Annotated in this window: 20 protein-coding genes; 11 read left to right on the forward strand and 9 right to left on the reverse strand. The window is 72.4% G+C overall.

Annotated features, from left to right (window positions below; translation table 11 throughout):
• The first annotated feature begins 58 nt into the window (after positions 1-58).
• The gene (locus tag IF29_RS0113830; RefSeq protein ID WP_030253888.1) at positions 59-892 is read left to right on the forward strand and encodes an NAD(P)H-binding protein; all 834 of its coding nucleotides are present in this window, start codon (positions 59-61) and stop codon (positions 890-892) included.
• 41 nt (positions 893-933) lie between these two features.
• Positions 934-1290: a hypothetical protein gene (locus IF29_RS41915; protein ID WP_051725281.1), complete on the forward strand. Its 357-nt coding sequence runs from the start codon at positions 934-936 to the stop codon at positions 1288-1290.
• On the opposite strand, the gene IF29_RS0113840 is transcribed toward IF29_RS41915, so the two are convergent.
• On the reverse strand, positions 1220-2029 hold the full coding sequence (locus IF29_RS0113840; protein WP_030253891.1) for a hypothetical protein: 810 nt from the start codon (positions 2027-2029) through the stop codon (positions 1220-1222). The two genes, IF29_RS41915 and IF29_RS0113840, sit on opposite strands and share 71 nt — an antisense overlap.
• 186 nt (positions 2030-2215) lie before the next feature.
• Here IF29_RS0113840 and IF29_RS0113845 point away from each other — a divergent pair, with 186 nt between their 5' ends.
• Positions 2216-3487, forward strand: coding sequence for an MFS transporter (locus IF29_RS0113845; RefSeq protein WP_084714138.1), 1272 nt, complete (start codon positions 2216-2218; stop codon positions 3485-3487).
• A gap of 18 nt (positions 3488-3505) precedes the next feature.
• Here the strand turns inward: IF29_RS0113845 and IF29_RS0113850 are convergent, their stop codons facing one another.
• Positions 3506-4441, reverse strand: coding sequence for an adenosine kinase (locus IF29_RS0113850; RefSeq protein ID WP_051725282.1), 936 nt, complete (start codon positions 4439-4441; stop codon positions 3506-3508).
• A 127-nt stretch (positions 4442-4568) separates the two neighbouring features.
• Here IF29_RS0113850 and nth point away from each other — a divergent pair, with 127 nt between their 5' ends.
• From nth to IF29_RS0113870, 4 genes are all read left to right on the forward strand, one after another.
• Positions 4569-5396, forward strand: a complete 828-nt coding sequence (gene nth, locus IF29_RS0113855) for an endonuclease III (RefSeq protein ID WP_084714141.1) — start codon at positions 4569-4571, stop codon at positions 5394-5396.
• Positions 5397-5491: 95 nt separating this feature from the next.
• Positions 5492-6214 (forward strand): NUDIX hydrolase, encoded by a 723-nt coding sequence (locus IF29_RS0113860; RefSeq protein WP_051725318.1) that lies wholly within the window; start codon positions 5492-5494, stop codon positions 6212-6214.
• An 89-nt stretch (positions 6215-6303) separates the two neighbouring features.
• Entirely contained in the window at positions 6304-7482 is a 1179-nt protein-coding gene (locus IF29_RS0113865; RefSeq protein ID WP_030253900.1) for a MarP family serine protease, read from the forward strand.
• A 145-nt stretch (positions 7483-7627) separates the two neighbouring features.
• Positions 7628-8326 carry a metal-dependent hydrolase gene (locus IF29_RS0113870; RefSeq protein ID WP_030253902.1) on the forward strand — a complete coding sequence of 233 codons (699 nt, stop codon included), beginning with the start codon at positions 7628-7630 and terminating at the stop codon, positions 8324-8326.
• Between the two features lie 395 nt (positions 8327-8721).
• Here IF29_RS0113870 and IF29_RS0113880 read toward each other — a convergent pair whose 3' ends face one another.
• From IF29_RS0113880 to IF29_RS0113905, 6 genes are all read right to left on the reverse strand, one after another.
• The gene (locus tag IF29_RS0113880) at positions 8722-9678 is read right to left on the reverse strand and encodes an alpha/beta fold hydrolase (protein ID WP_084714147.1); all 957 of its coding nucleotides are present in this window, start codon (positions 9676-9678) and stop codon (positions 8722-8724) included.
• Between the two features lie 47 nt (positions 9679-9725).
• On the reverse strand, positions 9726-10208 hold the full coding sequence (locus tag IF29_RS0113885; RefSeq protein WP_037595138.1) for a phage holin family protein: 483 nt from the start codon (positions 10206-10208) through the stop codon (positions 9726-9728).
• 101 nt (positions 10209-10309) lie between these two features.
• A complete protein-coding gene (nhaA, locus tag IF29_RS0113890; protein WP_051725283.1) occupies positions 10310-11575 on the reverse strand; it encodes a Na+/H+ antiporter NhaA in 1266 nt (421 codons plus the stop codon).
• A gap of 123 nt (positions 11576-11698) precedes the next feature.
• A complete protein-coding gene (gene acs / locus IF29_RS0113895; protein ID WP_030253909.1) occupies positions 11699-13684 on the reverse strand; it encodes an acetate--CoA ligase in 1986 nt (661 codons plus the stop codon).
• A gap of 162 nt (positions 13685-13846) precedes the next feature.
• Entirely contained in the window at positions 13847-14515 is a 669-nt protein-coding gene (locus IF29_RS0113900; RefSeq protein WP_030253911.1) for a carbonic anhydrase, read from the reverse strand.
• Between the two features lie 124 nt (positions 14516-14639).
• Entirely contained in the window at positions 14640-15620 is a 981-nt protein-coding gene (locus tag IF29_RS0113905) for an ATP-binding protein (RefSeq protein WP_030253913.1), read from the reverse strand.
• A 183-nt stretch (positions 15621-15803) separates the two neighbouring features.
• On the opposite strand from IF29_RS0113905, the gene IF29_RS0113910 reads away from it, so the two are divergent.
• Positions 15804-16739, forward strand: a complete 936-nt coding sequence (locus IF29_RS0113910; RefSeq protein ID WP_030253915.1) for a Fic family protein — start codon at positions 15804-15806, stop codon at positions 16737-16739.
• A gap of 360 nt (positions 16740-17099) precedes the next feature.
• On the opposite strand, the gene IF29_RS0113915 is transcribed toward IF29_RS0113910, so the two are convergent.
• Positions 17100-17963 carry an HAD family hydrolase gene (locus IF29_RS0113915; RefSeq protein WP_380523630.1) on the reverse strand — a complete coding sequence of 288 codons (864 nt, stop codon included), beginning with the start codon at positions 17961-17963 and terminating at the stop codon, positions 17100-17102.
• 449 nt (positions 17964-18412) lie between these two features.
• Between IF29_RS0113915 and ssd the strand changes: the two genes are divergently transcribed.
• From ssd to IF29_RS0113930, 3 genes are read left to right on the forward strand one after another with little or no spacing between them, the layout of a single operon-like run.
• Positions 18413-19540: a septum site-determining protein Ssd gene (ssd, locus tag IF29_RS0113920; protein WP_030253919.1), complete on the forward strand. Its 1128-nt coding sequence runs from the start codon at positions 18413-18415 to the stop codon at positions 19538-19540.
• Positions 19537-20787, forward strand: coding sequence for a TadA family conjugal transfer-associated ATPase (locus tag IF29_RS0113925; protein ID WP_084714150.1), 1251 nt, complete (start codon positions 19537-19539; stop codon positions 20785-20787). Before ssd ends, IF29_RS0113925 begins: the two co-directional genes overlap by 4 nt.
• Positions 20784-21767 carry a type II secretion system F family protein gene (locus tag IF29_RS0113930; RefSeq protein WP_084714153.1) on the forward strand — a complete coding sequence of 328 codons (984 nt, stop codon included), beginning with the start codon at positions 20784-20786 and terminating at the stop codon, positions 21765-21767. Before IF29_RS0113925 ends, IF29_RS0113930 begins: the two co-directional genes overlap by 4 nt.
• Positions 21768-21779 lie beyond the last annotated feature (12 nt).

Here is a 21779-nt window from a genome sequence, read left to right on the forward strand (position 1 = left end):
GCCGTAGCGTGAAGCGCGGCGGTGCCGCGGGGGCGGCGTCGAACGGGAGGGGGACCGCATGATTCTGGTGACGGGTGCGAACGGGAACGTCGGAGCGGAGGTCGTCCGGGCGCTGTCCGAGGTGGGGGAGCGGGTCCGGGCGCTGGTCAGGACTGCGGACCGGCCCGCGCCCGCCGGGGCCGAGGGCGTGGTGGGGGACCTCAACGAGCCCGAGAGCCTCGCGCCCGCGCTTGCGGGCGTCGGCGGACTGTTCCTGCTGCCCGGCTACCGTGACATGCCCGGCCTGCTGGCCGAGGCGGCGCGGGCCGGGGTGGAGCGGGTGGTACTGCTCTCCGGGGGCTCGGCCGGGGACGGCGACATGACCAACGCGGTCTCCCGCTACATGATCCTCTCGGAGATCGCGGTACGGGACTCCGGCCTGCCGTGGACGATCCTGCGCCCGGCGGCGTTCATGTCCAACGCCTTCCGCTGGCTGCCCCAGCTCGACGCCGGCGACGTCGTCCGGGTCCCCTTCGCCACGGTGCGCACCGCGACCGTCGACCCCTACGACATCGGCCGGGTCGCCGCACGTGCGCTGCTGACGGATGGTCACGAAGGGCTGGTGTACTACCCCACCGGGCCGCAGTCGCTCCTCCCGGAGGAGCAGATCAGGACGCTGGGGGAGGTCCTCGGCCGGAAGCTGGAGTGCGTGCCGCAGTCCGACGAGGAGGCCAGGGCCGAGATGAGCGGCACCATGCCGGCCGACTACGTCGACGCCTTCTTCCGCTTCTACGTGGACGGGACCCTGGACGAGTCCGAGGTGCGGCCGACCGTGCAGGAGGTCACCGGGCAGGCGCCGCGCACCTTCGCGCAGTGGGCGGCGGCGCACGCCGACGGCTTCGCCCACAGCTGACACGCGGTGCCGGGACCCCGGCCCCGGGGGAGGATGGCGCCATGGCCAATCCGCGCACAGCGCTGACGCGTCCGCACTCCTCCGACTCGCCGCTGTCCCTGTGGTCCCGGGACTCCGTGCTCTCCATCGGCTCGACCGGATCCGTGCTGTCCATCGGCTCCGTGGGGTCGGTGCTCTCGGTCGGATCGGTCGGGAGCGCGGCGTCGCTGCTCTCGGTGGGCTCCTGGCTGAGCGTGGGATCGCTGCTGTCCGCCCAGTCGCGGTGGTCGGTCCTGTCCTGGCGTTCGACCCTGGGCCTGATGGCGGCCGGTGCCGCCGCGACCGCAGTCATCCGGCGCGGAGCTGACGCAACGTCCACCCCGACCCGGACGGATCGAGGGCGCGGGTGGCGTCGGTGAACACCTCGGCGGCCCGGCGGTAGGAGAGCCGGGCCCGCCCGGTCAGCGGGCAGCGGTCCGCGGCCGGGGTGCCGGCCGGGGCGCGGCGGTCGGTGAGGAAGACCGGCCCCGCCGTCCGGCTGAGCAGCAGCAGGGACAGCAGCCGTCCGGTGCGCGGCCCCCAGTGCAGTTCGGCACGGCCCGTGCCGCTGCCCGTCCTGCCCCGACGGCGGTTCAGGTCCAGGTCGACGATGTTCAGTGCGAGCACCCTTTCGATGGACGCTCCGCTGTCGTGCAGCAGATGCCACAGGGCCTGCTCGCGCAGCGGCGCGCGGAGTGCGAGCACTGCGCGGACCTGGTCGCCGCCGAGCCGGGCCGCTGCCGCAGCAGGCGCGCCGGGCGGCGGGGGTTCGGCCGCGGCGAGCGGATCGGTGCTGATCCAGCCCTGCTCGCGCCACCAGCGCAGTGCGCCGCGCAGGATGGACAACTCGCGGTTGAGGGTGCGCGGATCGGTCACCGTCGCGCGTTGCGCGCAGGCAGCGCGCAGCCGGGCCGCGCACGCGGGGTCGTCCAGCAGGTTCAGCGGTACCACCGGCGGGCTGGCGCCGCGCCGTGCGGCACCGGTGGGCGTGGTCCGGCCGACCATCGGCCAGGCCCAGGAGACCAGGGCGATCCGGTAGATCCGCCGCGAGCCCTCGGACAGCCCCGCTGCCTCCAGCCGTCGTGCCACCGCGACCGCGTACTCGACCGGCTCAACCATCAATCCTCCGCAGTAAAAATCCGGCCTGGACGTTCAACACTGGCGCAGTAAAACGCAATGTCAGAGCCGTACCACAGACAATTTACTGCGGCAGATGTCGCCCTTCAAACAATTGCCTCTGATTGACTCAACTTTAGCCTCGGAAAGCCTTGTAGAACCCGCGCCGGCCGAGGCAGTCTGCTTCACATGACCACCGACCTCCGGGGCCGCCCTGGCCCTCTCCTCGGGCTGCGCCGGCGCCTGCTGGTGCTCGGCGAACGCGACTTCCGCCGGTTCTTCGTCGGCTACACCACCTCGCTCCTCGGCTCGTCCATGGCCGGGGTGGCGGTGGCCTTCGCCGTCCTCGCGACCGGTGGCGGCGGTTCTGCGCTCGGGGCGGTGATGACGGCCAGGATCCTGCCGCTGGTGCTCCTGCTGCTCTTCGGCGGAGTGGCTGCGGACCGGTTCGGCAGCCGGATCGTGATGATCGTCGCGGACGTGCTCCGCTGCGGTGCCCAGGCCACCTTCGCGGTACTGCTGCTGACGGGCCGTCCGGACCTGTGGGTGATGCTGGTGCTGTCCGCGCTGGCCGGGATCGGCGAGGGCCTGTTCGGTCCGTCGCTGTCCGCCCTCATTCCCCGGCTGTCGCCCCGGGACGGGCTCACCCAGGCCAACTCCCTCCTGCAGATCGCCCGTTCGGGCGCGACCGTGGCCGGGCCGGCGCTCGCGGGGGTGCTGGTGGCGACCGGCGGACCCGCGCTGGTGCTGGCGCTGGACGCGGCCAGCTACGCGGTGAGCGTCCTGGTCGTCTTCAGCCTGCCTCCCGCCGGCGCCGGCGCCCCTGGGCCGGCTGCGTCGGCCGGGCGAGGTTCGCTGCTCGTCGACCTCAGGGCCGGCTGGTCGCTGTTCCGCTCGCAGACCTGGCTGTGGGTCACCACGCTGCACATCTGCCTGTTCAACCTGCTGGTCTGGGGGCCGTTCCTGGTGCTCGGCCCGGTGGTCTCGGCCACCCGGCTCGGCGGAGCGGGCGCCTGGGGCGCGATCATGGCCTGCTACGGCTGCGGCGCCATCACCGGCGGATTCGTCCTGTTGGGACGCAGGCCCTCCCGTCCCCTGTTCGTGGCCGTGGTCGCCTCGCTGGGCTGGGCCTTCCCCACCGGGGCGCTGGCTGTCGGGCTGCCGCTGGTCTGCGTCTGCGCGGGTGCGCTGGTCGCGGGCATCGGCTCGTCCCTCTACGGGACGCTGATCGACACCCTGGAACAGCAGGTGATCCCGGTCGAGTTCCGGGGCCGCGTCGCGGCCTACGGCACCCTCGGGGCCTTCGGCCTCGGCCCACTCGGCCTGGCCGCTGCCGGACCGGTCGCCGCCGTGGTCGGCGCCGGTCCGGTACTGGCCGGCGGATCGCTCTGGCTGCTCGGAGCCGTCGTCGTGCTGCTCCTGCTGCCCGCGATCCGCCGACCGGTACGCACATCGGGATGACCCCGGCCAGGTGTCGGTTCAGGCGGTTTCCAGCTCCGCCGCCCGGGCCAGCAGTTCGTCGCGGCCGATGGAGTCGCTCGCGGTGGCCGGCACGGTGCAGGCGAAGGCACCGGCGATCGCGCCGTACCGGGCGCACCGCAGTGGCGGCTCCCCGGCCAGCCACCCGAAGAGGAAGCCGGCCGCGTAGGCGTCCCCGGCGCCGTTGGAGTCGACCACCGCGGTCGGCGGCGCGACGGCGGGCACATGGGTCAGCCGGTCCTCGACCAGCAGGTACGAACCCTCGGCCCCGGCGGTGGCGACCACCACCGTCGCCCGGCCCCGCTCGACCACACGGCGCATGGTGCGCTCCGGGTCCGCCAGGGCGGTGGTGGACAGGAAGACGAGGTCGGCCTGGTGGGCGAAGGTCTCGTGGTACTCCTGCTCGCCGTCCCAGTTGTGCAGGTCCGTCGAGACGGTCACCCCGGCCGCACGCAGCACCGGCAGTGCGTAGCCGCATGGATGGGTGATGGAGACATGGGCGTGCCGGCTCACCGCCGCCAGCTCCCGGACCGTCGCCTCCGGCAGCCGGTCCTCCGGCAGGGAGCGGCTGTTGTCGTACAGCGACAGCCGCCGCCCGTCCGGTCCGACCAGGTTCACCGCCCGCTTGGTACCGCCCGACTGGTGCACCTCGGTGAACGCCACGCCGCGCTCCGCGCACAGCGCGCGGACCAGGTCGCCCGCGTCGTCGTCACCGATCATGTCGAGGTGGTGGGTGCGCAGCCCCAGCGCGTGCAGACCCAGGGCGACGAAGTTCCCGGTCTGCCCGGCCCGCGTCTCGACCCTGGGCACCATGTAGCTGTCCGCGTACGGAAGCGGCAGCTCGGGGACGTACACGATGGTGTCGACGCCCGCACCACCCAGGACCAGGACGTCCGTCCCAGCTGTCTCCGCTGTCTCAGCTCTCTCGGCGCTCATCGGTGCTCCTTGGGCAATAATTTTCAGAAAATATCTGCAATGTATTGCAGCAGTAGTCGAACCCGGTCGGGTGCCGAACCCGTGGATCCCCCGTTGGCTGTCGGTGGTGGCCCGTAGGCTGATCCGTATGGCGAAGAGTGGCGTGGGTGAGGCTGCGGGGCGACCGGCGTTCAAGAAGGCGAAGGTCCCGACGACGCATACCGGGCTGGTGCGGCAGGCGCGGAAGATCAACCGGGCGCTGGCGGAGGTCTACCCGTACGCGCATCCGGAGCTGGACTTCAGGAACCCGTTCGAACTGCTGGTCGCGACCGTGCTGTCGGCGCAGACCACCGACCTGCGGGTGAACCAGACCACGCCCGCGCTGTTCGCGAAGTTCCCCACGCCGGAGGCGATGGCGGCGGCGAACCCCGAGGAGTTGGAGGAGATCCTGCGACCGACCGGGTTCTTCCGGGCCAAGGCGAAGTCGGTGCTGGGCCTGTCCGCGGCGCTGCGGGACCGGTTCGACGGCGAGGTGCCCGGGCGGCTGGAGGATCTGGTGACGCTGCCGGGGGTGGGTCGCAAGACCGCCAACGTGGTCCTCGGCAATGCCTTCGGCGTGCCCGGGATCACCGTGGACACCCACTTCGGGCGGCTCGCCCGCCGGTTCGGGTGGACCGGGTCCGACGATCCGGTGAAGGTCGAGCACGAGGTCGGCGAGCTGATCCCGAAGAGCGAGTGGACCATGCTGTCGCACCGGGTGGTGTTCCACGGGCGGCGGATCTGCCATGCCCGCCGTCCCGCCTGCGGTGCCTGCCCGATCGCGGAGCTGTGCCCCTCCTACGGGGAGGGCGAGATCGACCCGGTGAAGGCGGAGAAGCTGCTCAAGTACGAGAAGGGCGGCCAGCCGGGACAGCGGCTCAGCCCCCCGCCGGACTACCCCGGCAAGCCCGCCCCCGCGGCGGGCGGGGCGGCCTGATGGCGGAACCGGAGCCGACGCAGGAGGTGACGCAGGAGGCGGCGGAACCGGCGGGGGCGCACCAGGTGCGGCGGGACGGCCTGCCGCAGTGGCTGATGCCGGTGCGGGACGCCGCCGAGCGGATCGAGCCCAGGCAGCTCAGCCGGTTCCTGCCGCCGGCCGAGGGCGGCCGGCGCTCCGCGGTGCTGGTGCTCTTCGGGACCGGCGCCGACGGCCGTCCCGACCTGCTGCTGATCGAGCGGGCCCGCTCGCTGCGCTCGCACGCGGGACAACCCTCCTTCCCCGGCGGCGCGCTGGACCCGGAGGACGGCGATCCGCGCGGCCCAGGGCCGGTCAACGCCGCCCTGCGCGAGGCCCGGGAGGAGACCGGCCTGGACCCGTCCGGGGTACAGGTGTTCGGGGTGCTGCCCGACCTCTACATCCCGGTCAGCGACTTCGTGGTCACCCCGGTGCTGGGCTGGTGGCGCAGTCCGAGCCCGGTGGGTCCGGTGGACCCGGCGGAGGTCGCGGCGGTGTTCCGGGTCCCGGTGGACGAACTGGTCGACCCCGACCGCCGGGCCAGGCTGCGCCATCCCAGCGGCTTCCGCGGGCCGGCCTTCCTGGTGGAGGGACGCCTGGTCTGGGGCTTCACCGCCGGGGTGATCGACCGGCTGCTGCACCACTCCGGTCTGGAGCGGCCCTGGGACACCAGCCGGGAGATCGAGCTGTCCGAGGACGCGGTGGTGGTCGCCGCCGAGGACCGCGCCCGGGCGCAGCAACGTACCGGAGCCGACCCGGCCGGGGCGGGCGAAGGAACCATTTCGGGTCGGCCGGCGTGAGAAGGAGGCAAGGTCCTCCCTAGGAGGCACGTTCCTGCAGTCCCGGCGTGGGATGGTAGACCGTCGCCCTTCACCACCAGGAAGCCGCCGTGAACGTCCTCGACATCCTGCTTGTCGCCGCCGCTGTCGGATTCGCCGTCTCCGGCTACCGGCAGGGTTTCGTCGTCGGTGCGCTCTCCCTGGTCGGCTTCCTCGGCGGCGGCCTGATAGCGGTCCAGCTCCTGCCGCTGCTGCTGAACCACCTCTCGCCGGGGACGATGTCCTCGGTGATCGCCGTGGTGGTCGTGATCGTCTTCGCCTCGGTCGGGCAGGCCTTCACCACCCACTGGGGCTGGAAGCTGCGCGGCCCGATCGACCGCAGCCGGGCCCGGATCTGGGACGCGGCCGGCGGCGCGATCGTCAACGTGGTGTCGATGCTGCTGGTCGCCTGGCTGATCGGGACGGCCCTGGCGGGCACCTCGCTGCCCACCATCGCCCATGAGGTCCGCACCTCCAAGGTGCTCGGCGACGTGCAGAAGGCACTGCCCGCGGACGCGCCCGAGTGGTTCTCCGACTTCACCTCGGTGCTGGCCCGCAACGGCTTCCCGCAGGTGTTCAACCCGTTCCAGAGCGAGCCGATCACCGACGTCCCGGCCCCGGACCCGGCGCTGGCCAGCAGTGACGCCGTGGTCCAGGCGCACAAGAGCATCGTCAAGGTGGTCGGCACCGCCCCCAGTTGCGGCAAGGTCATCGAGGGCAGCGGCTTCGTCTACGCGCCGCAGCGGGTGATGACCAACGCCCATGTCGTCGGCGGTGTCTCCGCGCCCACGGTCAACCTCGGCGGCCGGATCTACGCCGCCAAGGTGGTGCTGTACGACTGGAAGCGGGACATCGCGGTGCTGGACGTCCCCGGCCTGAACGCCACCCCGCTGGTGTTCGCGGGCGACGCGAAGACCAGCGCCGACGCGATCGTGGCCGGCTTCCCGGAGAACGGCCCGTTCAACGTCCAGGCGGCCCGGATCCGGGGCCGGCTGCAGGCCAGCGGCCCCGACATCTACCACCGCGGCACCGTCAGCCGCGACGTCTACTCGCTGCGCTCCACGGTGCGCCAGGGCAACTCCGGCGGCCCGCTGCTCAACCCCGACGGCGACGTCTACGGGGTGGTCTTCGCCAAGTCGCTTGACGACGCCCAGACCGGGTACGCGCTCACCGCCGCCGAGGTGCGGTCGGACGCCGAGCAGGGTGCGAACGCGACCCAGAAGGTCGACAGCGAGTCCTGCGCGCTCTGAGTCCCGCCGGCACCCTCCCCGGCAGCAGGTCCCCAGTAGTTGAGCCTCCGTCGGGAGGTGTCGGTATCTGCTGGTACCGTCTGGGACGCTTCAGTCGGACGGATCTTGACGGTGCCGTCATCACGAGGGGGAGGACGTCCACGCCATGATGGGTCACTCGCACGCGGTCAGCGGGGCGCTGCTCTTCGCAGCCACCGCGCCGTACCTGCCACCGCTGGTGATGCACCATCACCTCAGCCCGCAGGAGATCCTGATGGGCACGGTGCTGTGCGCGGGCGCCGCACTGCTGCCCGACCTGGACCACCACGACGGGACGATCGCCAACTTCCTGGGCCCGGTGTCCAAACTGCTGTGCCGGTTCGTCGCCTGGATCTCCGGCGGGCACCGGCACGCCACCCACTCGATCTTCTTCATCGCCTTCATGACGGCGGGGACCTGGGCAGGGGTGAGCTACGTCGGCCGCTGGTTCACCCTGGGCCTGACCTTCTTCCTGCTGGCCATGGCCGTGCGGGCGCTCAACCTGTGCCCGCCCGGGCACGGCTTCTCGGCCTGGGGCACCATCGTGGCGATGGCCCTGCTCGGGACAGGCATCATCGACAAGTTCATCCCGTCGGCGCCGGGCTGGCTGCCGTACGCGGTCGGCCTGGGCTGCCTGGCGCACCTGCTCGGCGACTCGATCACCAAGCAGGGCGCACCGTGGCTGTGGCCGATCCGCACCCGCTACGAGATCGTGGTGATCAAGAGCAGCGGCAACAAGCTGGAGACGGAGATACTGGTCCCGATCATGGGAATAGCGACCGTCGTCCTGCTGTGGTTCACCGCGCTCTCGCCCAACACGTTCTGAGGGCGGGCGGTTCGGGGCCGGGGTTCAGCGCTGGCGGAGTCTTGAGGTGACCCAGCGCGCCCGGCGGGTGATGATGTGCGGTATCCCTACATGGACCAGGAGGTCCCCGCTGCTCGCGGGGGCTTCGGGGGCGGCGCCGGTGGTGCCGTTGAACGAGCTCGTGGCCGCTGTCTGCTGAGGCGGGCGGCGACGGGTACGTGGCGCGAAAGCGCGGTCGTGCATCCAGCTCATAGGTAGAGGACTGCCCGCACGGGACCGGGTGTAATCCCGTGCGGGGCGGCCAATCGGCCCGTTTCTGGCATATTTTCACTTCACCGGATTCCGCTTATGACAGCGTCATGACGAACAGTCAGCGGCGGCCCGGTGGCGGGATCGGCGGCGGTCCGGCGAAGGGCTCAGCGACGGTCCGGTTCGGGGTCGCGGAGCCAGTTCACCAGCTCCCGGGAGAACCCCTCCGGGTCCTCCTCCTGGGGGAAGTGCCCGATCCCCTCCAGCAGCCGCCAGCGGTACGGGGCCTCCACGTACTCGCCCGACCCTGCGGCCGTCCTGGCGAGCAGCACCGGGTCCGCCGCGCCGTGCAGGTGCAGCGTGGGCACCCGTACCGGTCGGCGCATCCGGCGCGAGTACTGCAGGCCGTCCGGACGGCCCATGGAGCGCATCAGCCAGCGGTAGGGCTCGATCGAGCAGTGCCTGGTGTTGGACAGCTGCATGGCGTGACGGTAGGTCAGCAGTGCCTTCTCGTCGGGGTGGTGCCCGGGGGCGGTCCAGTCCGTCAGGAACTCGCCGACCAGGGCGGCGTCGTCGGCGACCAGCTGCCGCTCCGGTACCCAGGGGCGCTGGAAGCCGAGCAGGTGCTCCGCCGCGGTGATCTGCTTGCGGTCGGTCATCAGCGCCCGGCGGTAGCGCCGCGGGTGCGCGCTGGAGGCCACGGCCAGCCGGCGGACCAGGGCCGGGCGCATCACGGCGGCGGTCCAGGCCAGGAAGCCGCCGAGGTCGTGGCCGACCAGGGCGGCGTTGGGGGCGCCGAGCGAGCGGATGATCCCGGTCAGGTCCAGGGCCATGTTGGAGGGGTCGTACCCGCGGGGGGTGCGGTCGCTGCCGCCGACGCCGCGCAGGTCCACGGCGACGGCGCGGAAGCCGGCCTCGGCGAGCGCGGTCAGCTGGTGCCGCCAGGTCCACCAGAACTGCGGCCAGCCATGCACCAGCAGCACCAGCGGTCCCTCGCCCAGTTCGGCGATGTGGAAGCGCCCGCCGTTGGCGGACACGTCGCGGTGGTTCCAGGGTCCCTCGATGCGCGGATCGAAGGAGTCGGTGGATCTGTGGGCTCCACCGGGGGTTCTGTCAGACGACATGGGGAGAGCGTGTCACATCCGAGCCTTGATCAGGTTTCCGGAGTCGGTCACCGGGTGAGGACCTTGTGACCGTCGGCGGTGATCGGCGCGGCCGGGTGCGGCTTGGTGCCCTTGAGCACGTCGACGGTGGCCTTGGTGGAGGCGATGGTCCGCTCCGGCGGCGAGATCTTCTTGAACGCGCGCACGGCGAAGAGGGCCGCGAGTGCCGCGAGCAACAGGAACAGGACGCCCACGATGGCCAGCGACCAGCCGAAGGTGACACCGGACGAGCCGAGCAGGTCGTGGATCCCGTACGCCGCGGCGAAGCTGAACACCGGGATGGAGGCCAGGGCGATCACAGCGGCCACGCCCCCGGCCACACCCCCCATGAGGCCCCGCTTGACGTCCTTGGTGATCTCGGCCCTGGCCAGCGCGATCTCGTCGTGCACCAGTGCGGACAGGTCGGCGGTCGCTGCGGCGAACAGCTGGCCCACCGTACGGTCGGCTCCGCCGTTCGTGGGGCTGGCCTCGTACCTGTCAGCAGCTGACATCGGGGGTCTCCTCGCGTGTATGGGTCCACGGCATCATGTCACTGTCTCAGATCATGCCTCGTGCCTGCGGTAGCGCACCACTCGACTCGTCTTACGGTGCGTCATACCGCCGCTGCCCGTTCCTCGGCCAGCTCGGCCTCGTAGAGTTGCCGGTACTTGCGGTTGCGCAGCCGCAGCAGCACCGAGGCGACCACCGCGCAGATCACCGAGCCGGCCAGCACCGCGGCCTTGTCGCGCTCGGACAGCCCGTGGTCGTCGGCGAAGGCCAGCTCGGCGATCAGCAGCGAGACGGTGAAGCCGATCCCGGCCAGCACCGAGACGGCGAACAGGTCGCCCCACTCCAGCTCCGGGTTGAGTTCGGCCCGGGTGAACCGCGCCGCGAGCCAGGTGCCGCCGAAGATGCCCAGGCACTTGCCGACCACCAGGCCGAGCACCACGCCCAGCGGCGAGGCCTGGGTGAACACCTCGCCCAGGGCCCGGGGGCTGACCGACACCCCGGCCGCGAACAGGGCGAAAACCGGAACGCAGAACCCGGCCGAGAACGGCCGCACCAGGTGCTCGATGTGCTCGGCGGGGGAGTGCTCCTCGCCCGGGTCCTTGGTGCAGCGCAGCAGCAGGCCCATGGCGACGCCGGCCACCGTGGCGTGGATGCCGCTCTCGTGCATCAGCGCCCAGACCACCACGGCCAGCGGGACGTAGAGGTACCAGCCGCGCACCCGCATCCGGTGCAGTGCGTAGAACAGGACCAGCCCCAGCAGGGAGAGGCCCAGCGCCCAGAGCTTGATGCCGGTGCTGTAGAAGATCGCGATGATCAGGATCGCGATCAGGTCGTCCACCACAGCCAGGGTGAGTAGGAAGGCCCGCAGTGCGGAGGGCAGGTGCGAGCCGACGACGGCCAGCACGCCCAGGGCGAAGGCGATGTCGGTGGCGGTGGGGATGGCCCAGCCCGCCAGGTGGCCGCCCGGACCGCTGTTGACGACGGCGTAGACGGCGGCGGGCACGGCGACCCCGCAGACGGCCGCGACCACCGGCAGCGCGGCTGCTCTGGGGTCGCGCAGTTCCCCGGCGACCAGTTCGCGCTTGAGCTCGATCCCGGCCACGAAGAAGAAGACCGCGAGCAGCCCGTCCTTGGCCCAGGCGTCCAGCGAGAGGTCCAGGTGCAGCGGCGAGGAGGGGCCGACGGTGGTGTCCAGCACGCTCTGGTATCCGGCCGGCCAGGCGTTCGCCCAGACGAGTGCCACCACGGCCGCGCCGAGCAGCAGGATGCCGCCGACGGTCTCGGCGCGCAGCGCGTCCGCGAGGAACTTCCGTTCGGGGAGCGGGAGCCGGCCCAGGAACGGGCGGCGGGGCGTGGGGCTGTCACTCACGCGCTGGCTCCTCCGGAAGCTGACGGACGGATTGTCACATTTGTCCGATGCTAACCGGCGAGCAGGGAAGAGGCCGTCCCCGCGCGGACGCGGGGACGGCCTCTTAGGCGTACTGGCGGAGGGTCAGTCCTCCTCGCCGGCCGCCGGCAGCTGGCTCTGGATCAGGTCCATCACCGTGGAGTCGGCCAGGGTGGTGGTGTCGCCCACCGCCCGGCCCTCGGCGATGTCGCGCAGCAGCCGACGCATGATCTTGCCGGAGCGGGTCTTCGGCAGCTCGCTGACCACCTTGATCATCTTGGGCTTGGCGATCGGGCCGAGCACCTTGGCGACGTGGTTGCGCAGGTCGGTGACCAGCTCCGCGTCGTCGTGGGCGGTGCCGCGCAGGATCACGAAGGCCGCGATGGCCTGCCCGGTGGTGGCGTCGGTCGCGCCGACCACGGCCGCCTCGGCGACCTTGGGGTGCGACACCAGCGCCGACTCGACCTCGGTGGTCGAGATGTTGTGCCCGGACACCAGCATCACGTCGTCCACCCGGCCGAGCAGCCAGAGGTCGCCGTCCTCGTCCTTCTTGGCGCCGTCGCCGGCGAAGTAGCGCCAGTCGGTCTCGGCGGCGTCGTGACCGGCGCCGAAGCGGGACCAGTAGGTGTCCAGGTAGCGCTGGTCGTCGCCCCAGATGGTGCGCAGCATCGACGGCCACGGCTCGGTCAGGATCAGGTAGCCGCCCCCGCCGTTGGGCACCTCGTGGCCCTCGTCGTCGACCACGGTGGCGGCGATGCCGGGCAGCGGGGTCTGCGCCGAGCCGGGCTTGGCGGCGGTGACGCCGGGCAGCGGGCTGATCATCATGGCGCCGGTCTCGGTCTGCCACCAGGTGTCCACGATGGGGGTGCGGTCGCCGCCGATGTGCTCGCGGTACCAGATCCACGCCTCGGGGTTGATCGGCTCGCCGACGCTGCCCAGGATGCGCAGCGAGGACAGGTCGAACTTGGCGGGGATGTCGTCGCCCCACTTCATGAACGTGCGGATGGCGGTCGGCGCGGTGTAGAGGAGGGTCACCCCGTACTTCTGGATGATCTCCCAGAACCGGCCCTGGTGCGGGGTGTCCGGGGTGCCCTCGTACATCACCTGGGTGGCGCCGTTGGCCAGCGGCCCGTAGACGATGTAGGAGTGCCCGGTGACCCAGCCGATGTCGGCGGTGCACCAGTAGACGTCGGTCTCCGGCTTGAGGTCGAAGACCGCGTGGTGGGTGTAGCTGGCCTGGGTGAGGTAGCCGCCGGTGGTGTGCAGGATGCCCTTGGGCTTACCCGTGGTCCCCGAGGTGTAGAGGATGAACAGCGGGTGCTCGGCGTTCATCGGCTGGGGCGTGTGCTCGGTGGACTGACGGTCCGTGATCTCGTGCCACCAGACGTCCTTGCTGTCGTCCCAGGCGGTGTCCTGGCCGGTGCGGCGGACCACCAGGACGTGCTCGACGGTGGGGCAGCTGAGCACGGCCTCGTCGATGGCCGGCTTGAGCGCGGTGGGCTTGCCGCGGCGGTAGCCGCCGTCCGCGGTGATGATCAGCTTGGCGTCGGCGTCCTGCACCCGGGAGGCGACGGCCTCGGCGGAGAAGCCGCCGAAGACCACGGAGTGCGCGGCACCGATCCGGGCGCAGGCGAGCATCGCCACCGCCGCCTCGGGGATCATCGGCAGGTAGACGGCGACCCGGTCGCCCTTCTGCACGCCCAGCTCGGTGAGGGCGTTGGCGGCCTTGGAGACCTCGTCCTTGAGCTCGGCGTAGGTGATGGCGCGGCTGTCGCCGGGCTCGCCCTCGAAGTGGATGGCGACCCGGTCGCCGTGGCCTGCCTCGACGTGGCGGTCGACGCAGTTGTAGGCGACGTTGAGCTCGCCGTCGGCGAACCACTTGGCGAACGGCGGGTTGGACCAGTCCAGGGTCTCGGTGGGCTCGGTGGCCCAGCTCAGCCGGCGGGCCTGCTTCGCCCAGAAGGCCAGCCGGTCCTCCTTGGCCTCGGCATACGCCTCGGCGGTCACATTCGCGGCGGCGGCGAGCTCAGCAGGCGGGGCGAATCGACGCTCTTCCTTGAGCAGGTTGGCCAGGCTCTCATTGCTGCTCAACGCGCACTCCTCATCAAGATCTGGGTGCGGGCGTCCCGATCATCCCCGCCGACCCGTTATGTCGTGACCTAGCTCACCAGGATGAGGGCGCGCTGACAAGGGGCCTCGGAAAATTGGTGTAGACCTATTTGGATTCTGCCGAGCGGCGGGCATCCGGGCAGGTCAAGCGGCTGGGGCCAGTCGCGGTCGGACGGGGCTGAAGGTGCGCCCGTTGCGAGCGAGACGGTACGCCTGTGCCGTGGCGAAGTCGAAGTAGAGCCCGGTCAGCCGCAGCCTGCCGGAGTCCAGCGCCCGGCGCACCGAGGCGTGCGCCCGCAGGTTGTCCAACTGCTGCGCCACATTGGTGAGGCAGAGCCGCTCCAGCGGGTCCTCGGACAGCGCGGAGCCGCGGATCCGGGCCGGGGCGTGGCGCACCCGCTGCAGCGAGTCCTGGCCGTGCCGAAGCCAGCGGGTCAGCGGCGTGCCCGCCTGGCCCTCGCGCCGGTGCGCCCCGCGCAGCAGCGACTGCATCGCCCCGCAGCCGGAGTGGCCGCAGACCACGACGGTGCTCACCTCCAGGACGTCCACCGCGTACTCGATGGCGGCGGCCGCCGAGTCGTCGGGCTGGGAGGCGCCGGGTTGGGACACCAGGTTGCCGACGTTGCGGACCGTGAAGAGGTCGCCGGGCCCGCTGCTGGTGATCACGTTGGGCACCAGCCGGGAGTCGGCGCAGGTGATGAACAGCTGGGAGGGCGACTGGCCCTCCCGGGCCAGCCGGGCCAGTTCGGGGCGCAGCCCGGGAGCGGTGAACTGCTGGAAGTCCCGCACCCCGCGCAGGTGGTCGTGGATCATCGCGCCTCCCAAGATCAGGTAAATGAAGAGTAATGAATCCTTTACCTGAAGGAGAGGCGTAAACCCCGAACTTCACCCGACCGAGTGTCAGGCCCGGGTGCCGGGCCGGGTGTCGGCCCGGGTGTCAGGCGGTCATCGGTACGGCCTCCCCGAGCACGAAGCCGGGGTCGACCTGGCCCGCGAGATCCGCTCCGGTCCTGGCGTTCCCCCAGCTCTCGGCGTTGCGCAGGTGGAAGCTCACCATCTGCCGGGTGTAGCGGTCCCAGTCCCGCAGCGGGTACGAGGCGTCCACGGCCCGCAGTAGGGCGTCCAGTGCCCGCTGGTTCTCCGGCTCCAGGGTGTCCAGCCGGGGCGCGCGGCCCTGCTCGGTGCGCCGCACCCAGTCGGACTGGCCGAAGACCGTGAGCAGGTCCGCGCCGACGGCGTCGCGCAGGTAGTCCACGTCCTCCTGGCCCTGCACCTTGTTGCCGACCACCCGCAGGTTCACGTCGTAGTCGGCGGCGTAGTCCTTGTACTGCCGGTAGACCGAGACGCCCTTGCGGGTCGGCTCGGCCACCAGGAAGGTGATGTCGAAACGGGTGAACAGGCCGGAGGCGAAGGAGTCGGAGCCCGCGGTCATGTCGACGGCCAGGTACTCCCCGGGGCCGTCCGCCAGATGGTTGAGGCAGAGTTCTACCGCGCCGACCTTGGAGTGGTAGCAGGCCACCCCGAGGTCCTCCTCGGTGAAGGCGCCGGTGGCCATCAGCCGCAGCGGCGCCCCGTCCACCTGGAACTCGCGGGCGCACAGCGCGTACACCGGGTTGTCCTCGGCGATCCGCAGCAGCCGCGAGCCACTGCCGGGCGGGGTGGTCTTGATCATCGACTCGGCGTCGGCGATCCGGGGATTGCTGCCGCGCAGGTACTCCTTGATCTCCGGCAGGTGCGCCCCCATCGACGGCAGCGCCGCCGCCTCCTGCTCGCTCAGCCCGATCGCCGTGCCCAGGTGCTGGTTGATGTCGGCGTCCACGGCCAGTACCGGGGCGCCGGTCCGGGCGAGGTGTCGGACGAAGAGGGAGGACAGCGTTGTCTTGCCGCTCCCACCCTTGCCGACGAAGGCGATCTTCATGGGGTGCTCCATGCGAAGGGGCGCACCGGTCGGCGCGCTTATTGGTAATCGTTATCGTCACCGAATGCGGTCATGCTAGCGACTCCGGACCCTCTGGTGATCGGCTTTTGTGCACTGTTGACTCTTTCGGGTGAGAGCGACCCGGGGAGCGCCCTTACTCGCGAGTTACGTACCCTCGGTCCCGTGAGCACACCAACCCCGGCCCAGCCGTCCGACGACCCCCTGGCCCCGCTCGGGCTGCTGCCCGGCGTGCCCGAGGCGGTCGCCGAGGCCCGCCGCGCCGTCGACCGCCTCTACGGACACCGGGTGATGCGCCGCCGGGCCGCCGAGGTCACCTCCGAGTCGGCGCTGCGCGGGGCCCGCGCCTCCGCCGCGCTGGAGGACGCCGACTGGCCGCTGGAGGAGGTCCGCCGGCGCAGCGACTTCGGCACCGACCCGGAGGCCCGTACGGTCGGCGGCGCGCTGCGGGTCAACGCCGAGGCCGGGCAGCTGCTGGGCACCTGGCGGCACTCGCCGCTCCAGGTGCTGGCCCGGCTGCACCTGCTGGCCTGCGGCGACGACGACGCCGCGGCGGGCCGCCCGCGCCGGGCCGGCGAGCCGGCCGCCGAGCGCTTCGGCAAGCTGCTGCCGCTCGCCCTGGCCGACGAGCCGGCCGACCCGGCCGCCGAACCCCCGGCCCCGGTGCCGGTCTTCGACCTCGCTCCGCCGCCACCGGCCGAGGAGGCCGTGGCGCGGCTGGAGGGACTGGCGCAACTGCTCGCCGCCCGGGGCGGCAAGAAGAACCCCAATGAGCGCACCGCCCCGGCACTGGTGGTGGCCGCCGTGGTGCACGGCGAGCTGATGACCCTGCAGCCCTTCGCCCGGCACAGCGGGCTGGTCGCCCGCGCCGCGCAGCGGATCGTGCTGATCGCCGAGGGGATGGACCCGCAGGCGATCTGCCCGGTCGAGGTCGGGCTGGCCGAGCTGGGCACCGAGGCCTACCGCAACGCGCTGGGCGGCTACGCCTCGGGGACGGCGGAGGGGATGGCGCTGTGGATCACCCACTGCGGGGCCGCGCTGCGGCTCGGGGTGCGGGAGAGCACGGCGGTGTGCGAGGCGATGCAGCGCGGGATGGCCTGAACACAGGAGTGCGGCGGCACCTGCGTACCGGTGCCGCCGCTGGCACAGCTTCCCAGTGACCATGCGTGCGCCATTTCTTTGCGCATCCGGCTGGAACCATGTCCGTCGGCCGGGTGCGGCGGCCCGATCGCGGGTCGGCTGCACGTGGGTGCTGAGTCGTTGTGCTCGGTCCGTGGGGCCTGATACTCCGATGGATCCTGGCTGCTGGTCCATCCGGTCTCGCGGGCCGTCTCCTTCCTTTGTAGTCCTGTTTCGGGGAAAGCGGAACTCGGGGGCTCTTTTTTCCTGGAAACAGCCTGGTCAGAAGGTCGGCCTGGTCTGCCGGATCGGGGGGTCTGCCGGGTCGGGGGGCCGGCCGGGTCAGGCGGTCGCGCTGCGGCGGCGGGCCGCGTACCAGACGATGCCCGCGGCGGTGGCGGCCGCGCCCACCGCGGCTGCGGCGAGCACCGGGCGGCTGCTGACCCGCAGGCCGGGGCTCCGCTGCTTCAGCTGGACCGGGCGGTCGAACACCAGCACCGGCCACTCCCTGGCCGTCGCCTCGCGGCGCAGCGACCGGTCCGGGTTGACCGCGAAGGGGTGGCCCACGGCCTCCAGCAGCGGCAGGTCGGTGATCGAGTCGCTGTAGGCGTAGCTGTGCTCCAGGTCGTAGCCCTCGACGGCGGCCAGCTCGCGGATCGCGCTCGCCTTGTTCCCGGCGTAGGCGTAGAAGTCGATCTCGCCGGTGTAGCAGCCGTCGGCCTCGGCCATCCGGGTCGCGATGACATGGTCGGCGCCGAGCATCTCCCCGATGGGCTCGACCAGTTCGGAGCCCGAGCTGCTGACGATGACCACGTCGCGGCCGGCCAGGTGGTGCTCCTCGATGAGCGAGGCCGCCTCGTCGTAGATCAGCGGGTCGATCAGGTCGTGCAGGGTCTCCGCGACGATCTCCCGGACCAGTTGGACGTTCCAGCCGCGGCTCAGCGAGGAGAGGTACTCGCGCATCTTCTCCATCTGGTCGTGGTCGGCGCCGCCGGCCAGGAACACGAACTGGGCGTAGGCGCTCTTGAGGACGGCGCGACGGTTGATCAGGCCGCCGCGGTACAGCGGGCGGCTGAAAGCGAGTGCGCTGGACTTGGCGATCACGGTCTTGTCGAGGTCGAAGAACGCGGCGGTCCGCAGCGGCCTGGGCGGCTGGAACGAGGGCGTGGGCGAGGGCTGCCGGTGGTTGTCCACAAGGACGAGGATATGCGCCCACCATTCGGCCCAAGGGCAGGCGCGTGGGTTTGCTTGAGAAGGGGCTCGGGTACACCATGGAAGTCACGGCTCGTTCGCGACCGTGCTGCCCCGGTCTGGCTCCTCCCCCCCGAGTCAGGCTGTGGAGGACGACCCCCGCTCTCCCCCCCGGCGGGGGTCGTCGCATGTCCGGGCACCTTTTCAGATGGTGGTCCCGAGGGGCTTCCCGATAGTGCTGCTGATGGCCGCCGCAGTGGGCCCTTTCCGGCTGTTATGTCAATCTGACGCCGCATAAGTCATTCGCCGGAGTGGTCGGATTTTCCACACCCTCCGAGTTCTCCACAGTTCACGGCACTTTGTCCGGCCCCCTTCCGTAAAAGCGGCACCGTTGCTGTCACGAAGCAATCCGCGCGGCCGGACACCCCGCGCGGCGCACCGCTCCAGAACACGGGGAGGCTGTCATGGCCGGGACGTCATCCGCGGAACCACCGACGGGGGAGACGGGGCCCGCGAGCCGGACCGAGGGGCTCGCCCCGGGGCCGCTGCTGGTCACCGAGAACGAGCGCCTGATCGAGCAGTTGCTGCGGATCTGCGCGGCCGCCGGCGCCGAGCCGCAGCTGGTCTGCGGTGCCCCGCCGCCGCGTCAGCTGTGGGAGTCCGCCCCGCTGGTGGTGGTCGGCGACGATGTCGCGGACCGGATGGCCGGCCTCAGCCGCCGGTCCGACGTCCTGCTGGTCGGGGACGACCTGGACGATGTCGACGTCTGGCGCCGGGCCGTGGTGATCGGCGCCCGGCAGGTGGTCTTCCTGCCGGACGCGGAGTCCTGGCTGCTGGACCGGATCGCCGACGCCGCCGAGGGGGTGGGCGTGCAGGCGCTCACCGTCGCGGTGCTCGGCGGCCGGGGCGGCGCCGGTGCCTCCACCCTGGCCTGCGCCCTGGCGGTGACCGCCGCCCGGGAGGGGATGCGGGCGGTGCTCATCGACGGCGACCCGCTGGGCGGCGGACTCGACGTCCTGCTCGGCGGTGAGGCGGCGGTCGGGCTCCGCTGGCCCGACCTGGCCGGCTCCCGGGGCCGGGTGAACGCGGTGGAGCTGGAGCGTTCGCTGCCCAGGCTGCACGCCTTGTCCGCGCTCAGTTGGGACCGCGGCGACGCGCTCACCATCCCGCCCGAGGCGATGCGGACGGTGCTCGGCGCGGCCCGCAGACGCGGCGGGGTGGTGGTGCTGGACCTTCCCCGCCGGATCGACGACTCGGCCGGCGAGGCCCTGGACCAGACCGATCTGGGGCTGCTGGTGATCCCGGCGGAGCTGCGGGCGATGGCGGCGTCGGGACGGGTCGCGGCGGCCGCGCGGATGCGGCTGTCCGACCTCCGGGCGGTGGTCCGCGGCCCCGCCCCCAGCGGGATGGACGGCGCCGAGATCGCCCGGGGGTTGCGGCTGCCGCTCGCCGGCGAGCTCGCCGCCGAGCCGGGCCTGGTCGCCGACCTGGAGCGCGGACGACCGCCCGGCCTGCGGGCCAGAGGGCCGCTCGGCCGGTTCTGCTCCGCCTTCCTGACGGAGGCTCTGGCCGGCAGCGGGTCGGCCGCATGAGCTCGGGGAGGCCGGTCAGTGGGGGCGGGGCGAGGGCCGCGGACTCGCCGTACGCCCGGACGGCCGGGCTGCTGGACGCGGTCCGGCTGAGGCTCGCCGAGGCCGGCGCCGAGCCCACCACCAGCCGGGTGGCCGAGGCACTGCGGGCCCAGGGGCGGCCCTACGGGGACGCCGAGGTGCTGGAACTGGTGCGGCAGCTGCGCTCGGACATGGTCGGCGCGGGCCCGCTGGACCGGCTGCTCGGTGACCCCAGGGTCACCGACGTCCTGGTGAACGGCCCGGACGAGGTCTGGGTGGACCGGGGTGCGGGCCTGGAACCGGTACCCGGCATCCGCTTCGCGGACCGGCAGGCGGTGCGCAGGCTGGCCCAGCGGCTGGCCACCGCGGCGGGTCGGCGGCTGGACGACGCCAGGCCCTGGGCCGACGCCAGGTTGCCCGGCGGGACCAGGTTCCACGCCGTGCTGCCGCCGGTCGCGGTCGGCTGCACCCACATCTCGCTGCGCACCAGCAGGTCCAGGGCGTTCACCCTGCCCGAGCTGGTCGGCGCAGGAACGGTCACCGAACAGGGGGCGGCGCTGCTCCGGGGCATGGTCCAGGCCCGGCTGTCCTACCTGGTCAGCGGGAGTACCGGCAGCGGCAAGACCACGCTGCTCGCGGCGCTGCTCGGGCTGGTGGGGCCGGCCGAGCGGCTGGTCGTCGTCGAGGACTCGGCCGAGCTGCGACCGGACCATCCGCATGTTGTCCGGCTGGAGGCCCGGCTGCCCAACCAGGAGGGCGCCGGCGCGGTCGACCTCCGCGACCTGGTCCGGCAGGCGCTGCGGATGCGGCCGGACCGGCTGGTGGTGGGCGAGGTCCGCGGCGTCGAGATCCTGGAGCTGCTGGCCGCCCTGAACACGGGTCATGAGGGCGGTAGCGGAACGCTTCACGCCAACTCCGTGGCCGATGTCCCGGCCCGGCTGGAGGCGCTGGCGGCCGGGGCCGGCCTGGACCGCGCCGGGCTGCACAGCAGGCTCGGCGCCGCCCTGGACGCGGTCGTCCATCTGGTCCGCGGCCCGGACGGGCGGCGCAGGGTGGCCGAGATCGGGCTGTTCACCCGGGGCCCGGAGGGGCTGGTCGGCACCGAGACCGCGGCGGTGTTCGGCCCGGACGGCCGGATGCGCGAGGGCCCCGCCTGGGCGCGGCTGGCCCGGATGTGCGCCGGAGGCGGCGGGATCAACAGCGGGATCGATGGAGGGACGGTGTCATGAGCGGATTCGGACTCGGACTCGGATACGGACTCGAATACGGGTCGGGAGCGACGGCGGAGTGGACCGGTGCGGCCGCGGCGGTGCTCGGGCTGCCGGCGCCGGTGCTGCGGGCCACCGCGGCCGGAGCGCTGCTCTGCCTGCTGGGCTGGGGCGCCTGGCGTCTGGCCGAGCGCGATGTCACCCGGCGGCGGCAGGGGTGGTTGTTCCCCCGCTCGCAGCAGTCCCCTAGGTCGGAGCGCGGGCTCGTCCACAGGCTGGGGATGAAGCCGCGCGGAGGGACGCGCCCGCCGCCGGAACTGCTGCTGCTCCCGCTCGGGCTGCTGGCGGCCTGGCCGACGCACTCGCCGCTGGTGGCGGTGGTGGCGGCGGGCGCGGTCGTCCCGGCGATACGGCTGCGCCGCCGACGGCGGGGGGCACGACTGGAGGAGCGCCGCCGACGGGCGGTGGTGGGGTTGTGCGCCGCGCTGGCGGGGGAGTTGCGCACCGGGGCGACACCGAACCAGGCGGTGGAGACGGCAGTGTCGGACGGCACCGTCCCGGAGGCGCAGGCGCTCGACTGCACCGTGCTACTGGCCGCTGTGCGCTACGGCGGGAGCGTCCCGGAGGCGTTCCAGGCGCTGGCCGAACTCCCCGGGGCCGAAGGGGCGGCCGGGATCGCTGCCTGCTGGCAGGTGTCCTCGTCCAGCGGCGCGGGGTTGGCGGACGGCCTGGACCGGGTCGCCGAGGGGCTGCGTGCCGAGCGGTCGCTGGCCGAGAGCATCAGGGCGGAGCTGGCCGGGCCCCGGTCCACGGCCGGGCTGCTGGCGGCGCTGCCGCTGTTCGGCCTGCTGCTCGGCATCGCCCTGGGTGCCGATCCGCTGCGGATGCTGCTGCACACCCCCGGCGGGCTGGTCTGCCTGTTCGGCGGAGCGCTGCTGGAGTGGGCCGGGCTGGCCTGGACGGCGCGGATCGCCGGCGGCGCGGAAGCCGTACCGGCGTAGTCGAGCGGAGGA

It is taken from the genome of Streptacidiphilus jeojiense, assembly GCF_000719095.1.
In the GTDB taxonomy this organism is placed as follows: domain Bacteria; phylum Actinomycetota; class Actinomycetes; order Streptomycetales; family Streptomycetaceae; genus Streptacidiphilus; species Streptacidiphilus jeojiensis.

Coding starts and splice junctions, on each gene's coding strand:
- IF29_RS0113830 (WP_030253888.1), top strand. CDS start 59: ATGATTCTGGTGACGGGTGCGAACGGGAACGTCGGAGCGGAGGTCGTC.
- IF29_RS0113845 (WP_084714138.1), top strand. CDS start 2,216: ATGACCACCGACCTCCGGGGCCGCCCTGGCCCTCTCCTCGGGCTGCGC.
- IF29_RS0113870 (WP_030253902.1), top strand. CDS start 7,628: ATGATGGGTCACTCGCACGCGGTCAGCGGGGCGCTGCTCTTCGCAGCC.
- IF29_RS0113905 (WP_030253913.1), bottom strand. CDS start 15,620: ATGAAGATCGCCTTCGTCGGCAAGGGTGGGAGCGGCAAGACAACGCTG.
- IF29_RS0113900 (WP_030253911.1), bottom strand. CDS start 14,515: ATGATCCACGACCACCTGCGCGGGGTGCGGGACTTCCAGCAGTTCACC.
- IF29_RS0113925 (WP_084714150.1), top strand. CDS start 19,537: ATGAGCTCGGGGAGGCCGGTCAGTGGGGGCGGGGCGAGGGCCGCGGAC.
- IF29_RS0113850 (WP_051725282.1), bottom strand. CDS start 4,441: ATGAGCGCCGAGAGAGCTGAGACAGCGGAGACAGCTGGGACGGACGTC.
- nth (WP_084714141.1), top strand. CDS start 4,569: ATGGCGAAGAGTGGCGTGGGTGAGGCTGCGGGGCGACCGGCGTTCAAG.
- IF29_RS0113885 (WP_037595138.1), bottom strand. CDS start 10,208: ATGTCAGCTGCTGACAGGTACGAGGCCAGCCCCACGAACGGCGGAGCC.
- ssd (WP_030253919.1), top strand. CDS start 18,413: ATGGCCGGGACGTCATCCGCGGAACCACCGACGGGGGAGACGGGGCCC.
- IF29_RS0113860 (WP_051725318.1), top strand. CDS start 5,492: ATGCCGGTGCGGGACGCCGCCGAGCGGATCGAGCCCAGGCAGCTCAGC.
- IF29_RS0113840 (WP_030253891.1), bottom strand. CDS start 2,029: ATGGTTGAGCCGGTCGAGTACGCGGTCGCGGTGGCACGACGGCTGGAG.
- IF29_RS0113930 (WP_084714153.1), top strand. CDS start 20,784: ATGAGCGGATTCGGACTCGGACTCGGATACGGACTCGAATACGGGTCG.
- IF29_RS41915 (WP_051725281.1), top strand. CDS start 934: ATGGCCAATCCGCGCACAGCGCTGACGCGTCCGCACTCCTCCGACTCG.
- IF29_RS0113880 (WP_084714147.1), bottom strand. CDS start 9,678: ATGTCGTCTGACAGAACCCCCGGTGGAGCCCACAGATCCACCGACTCC.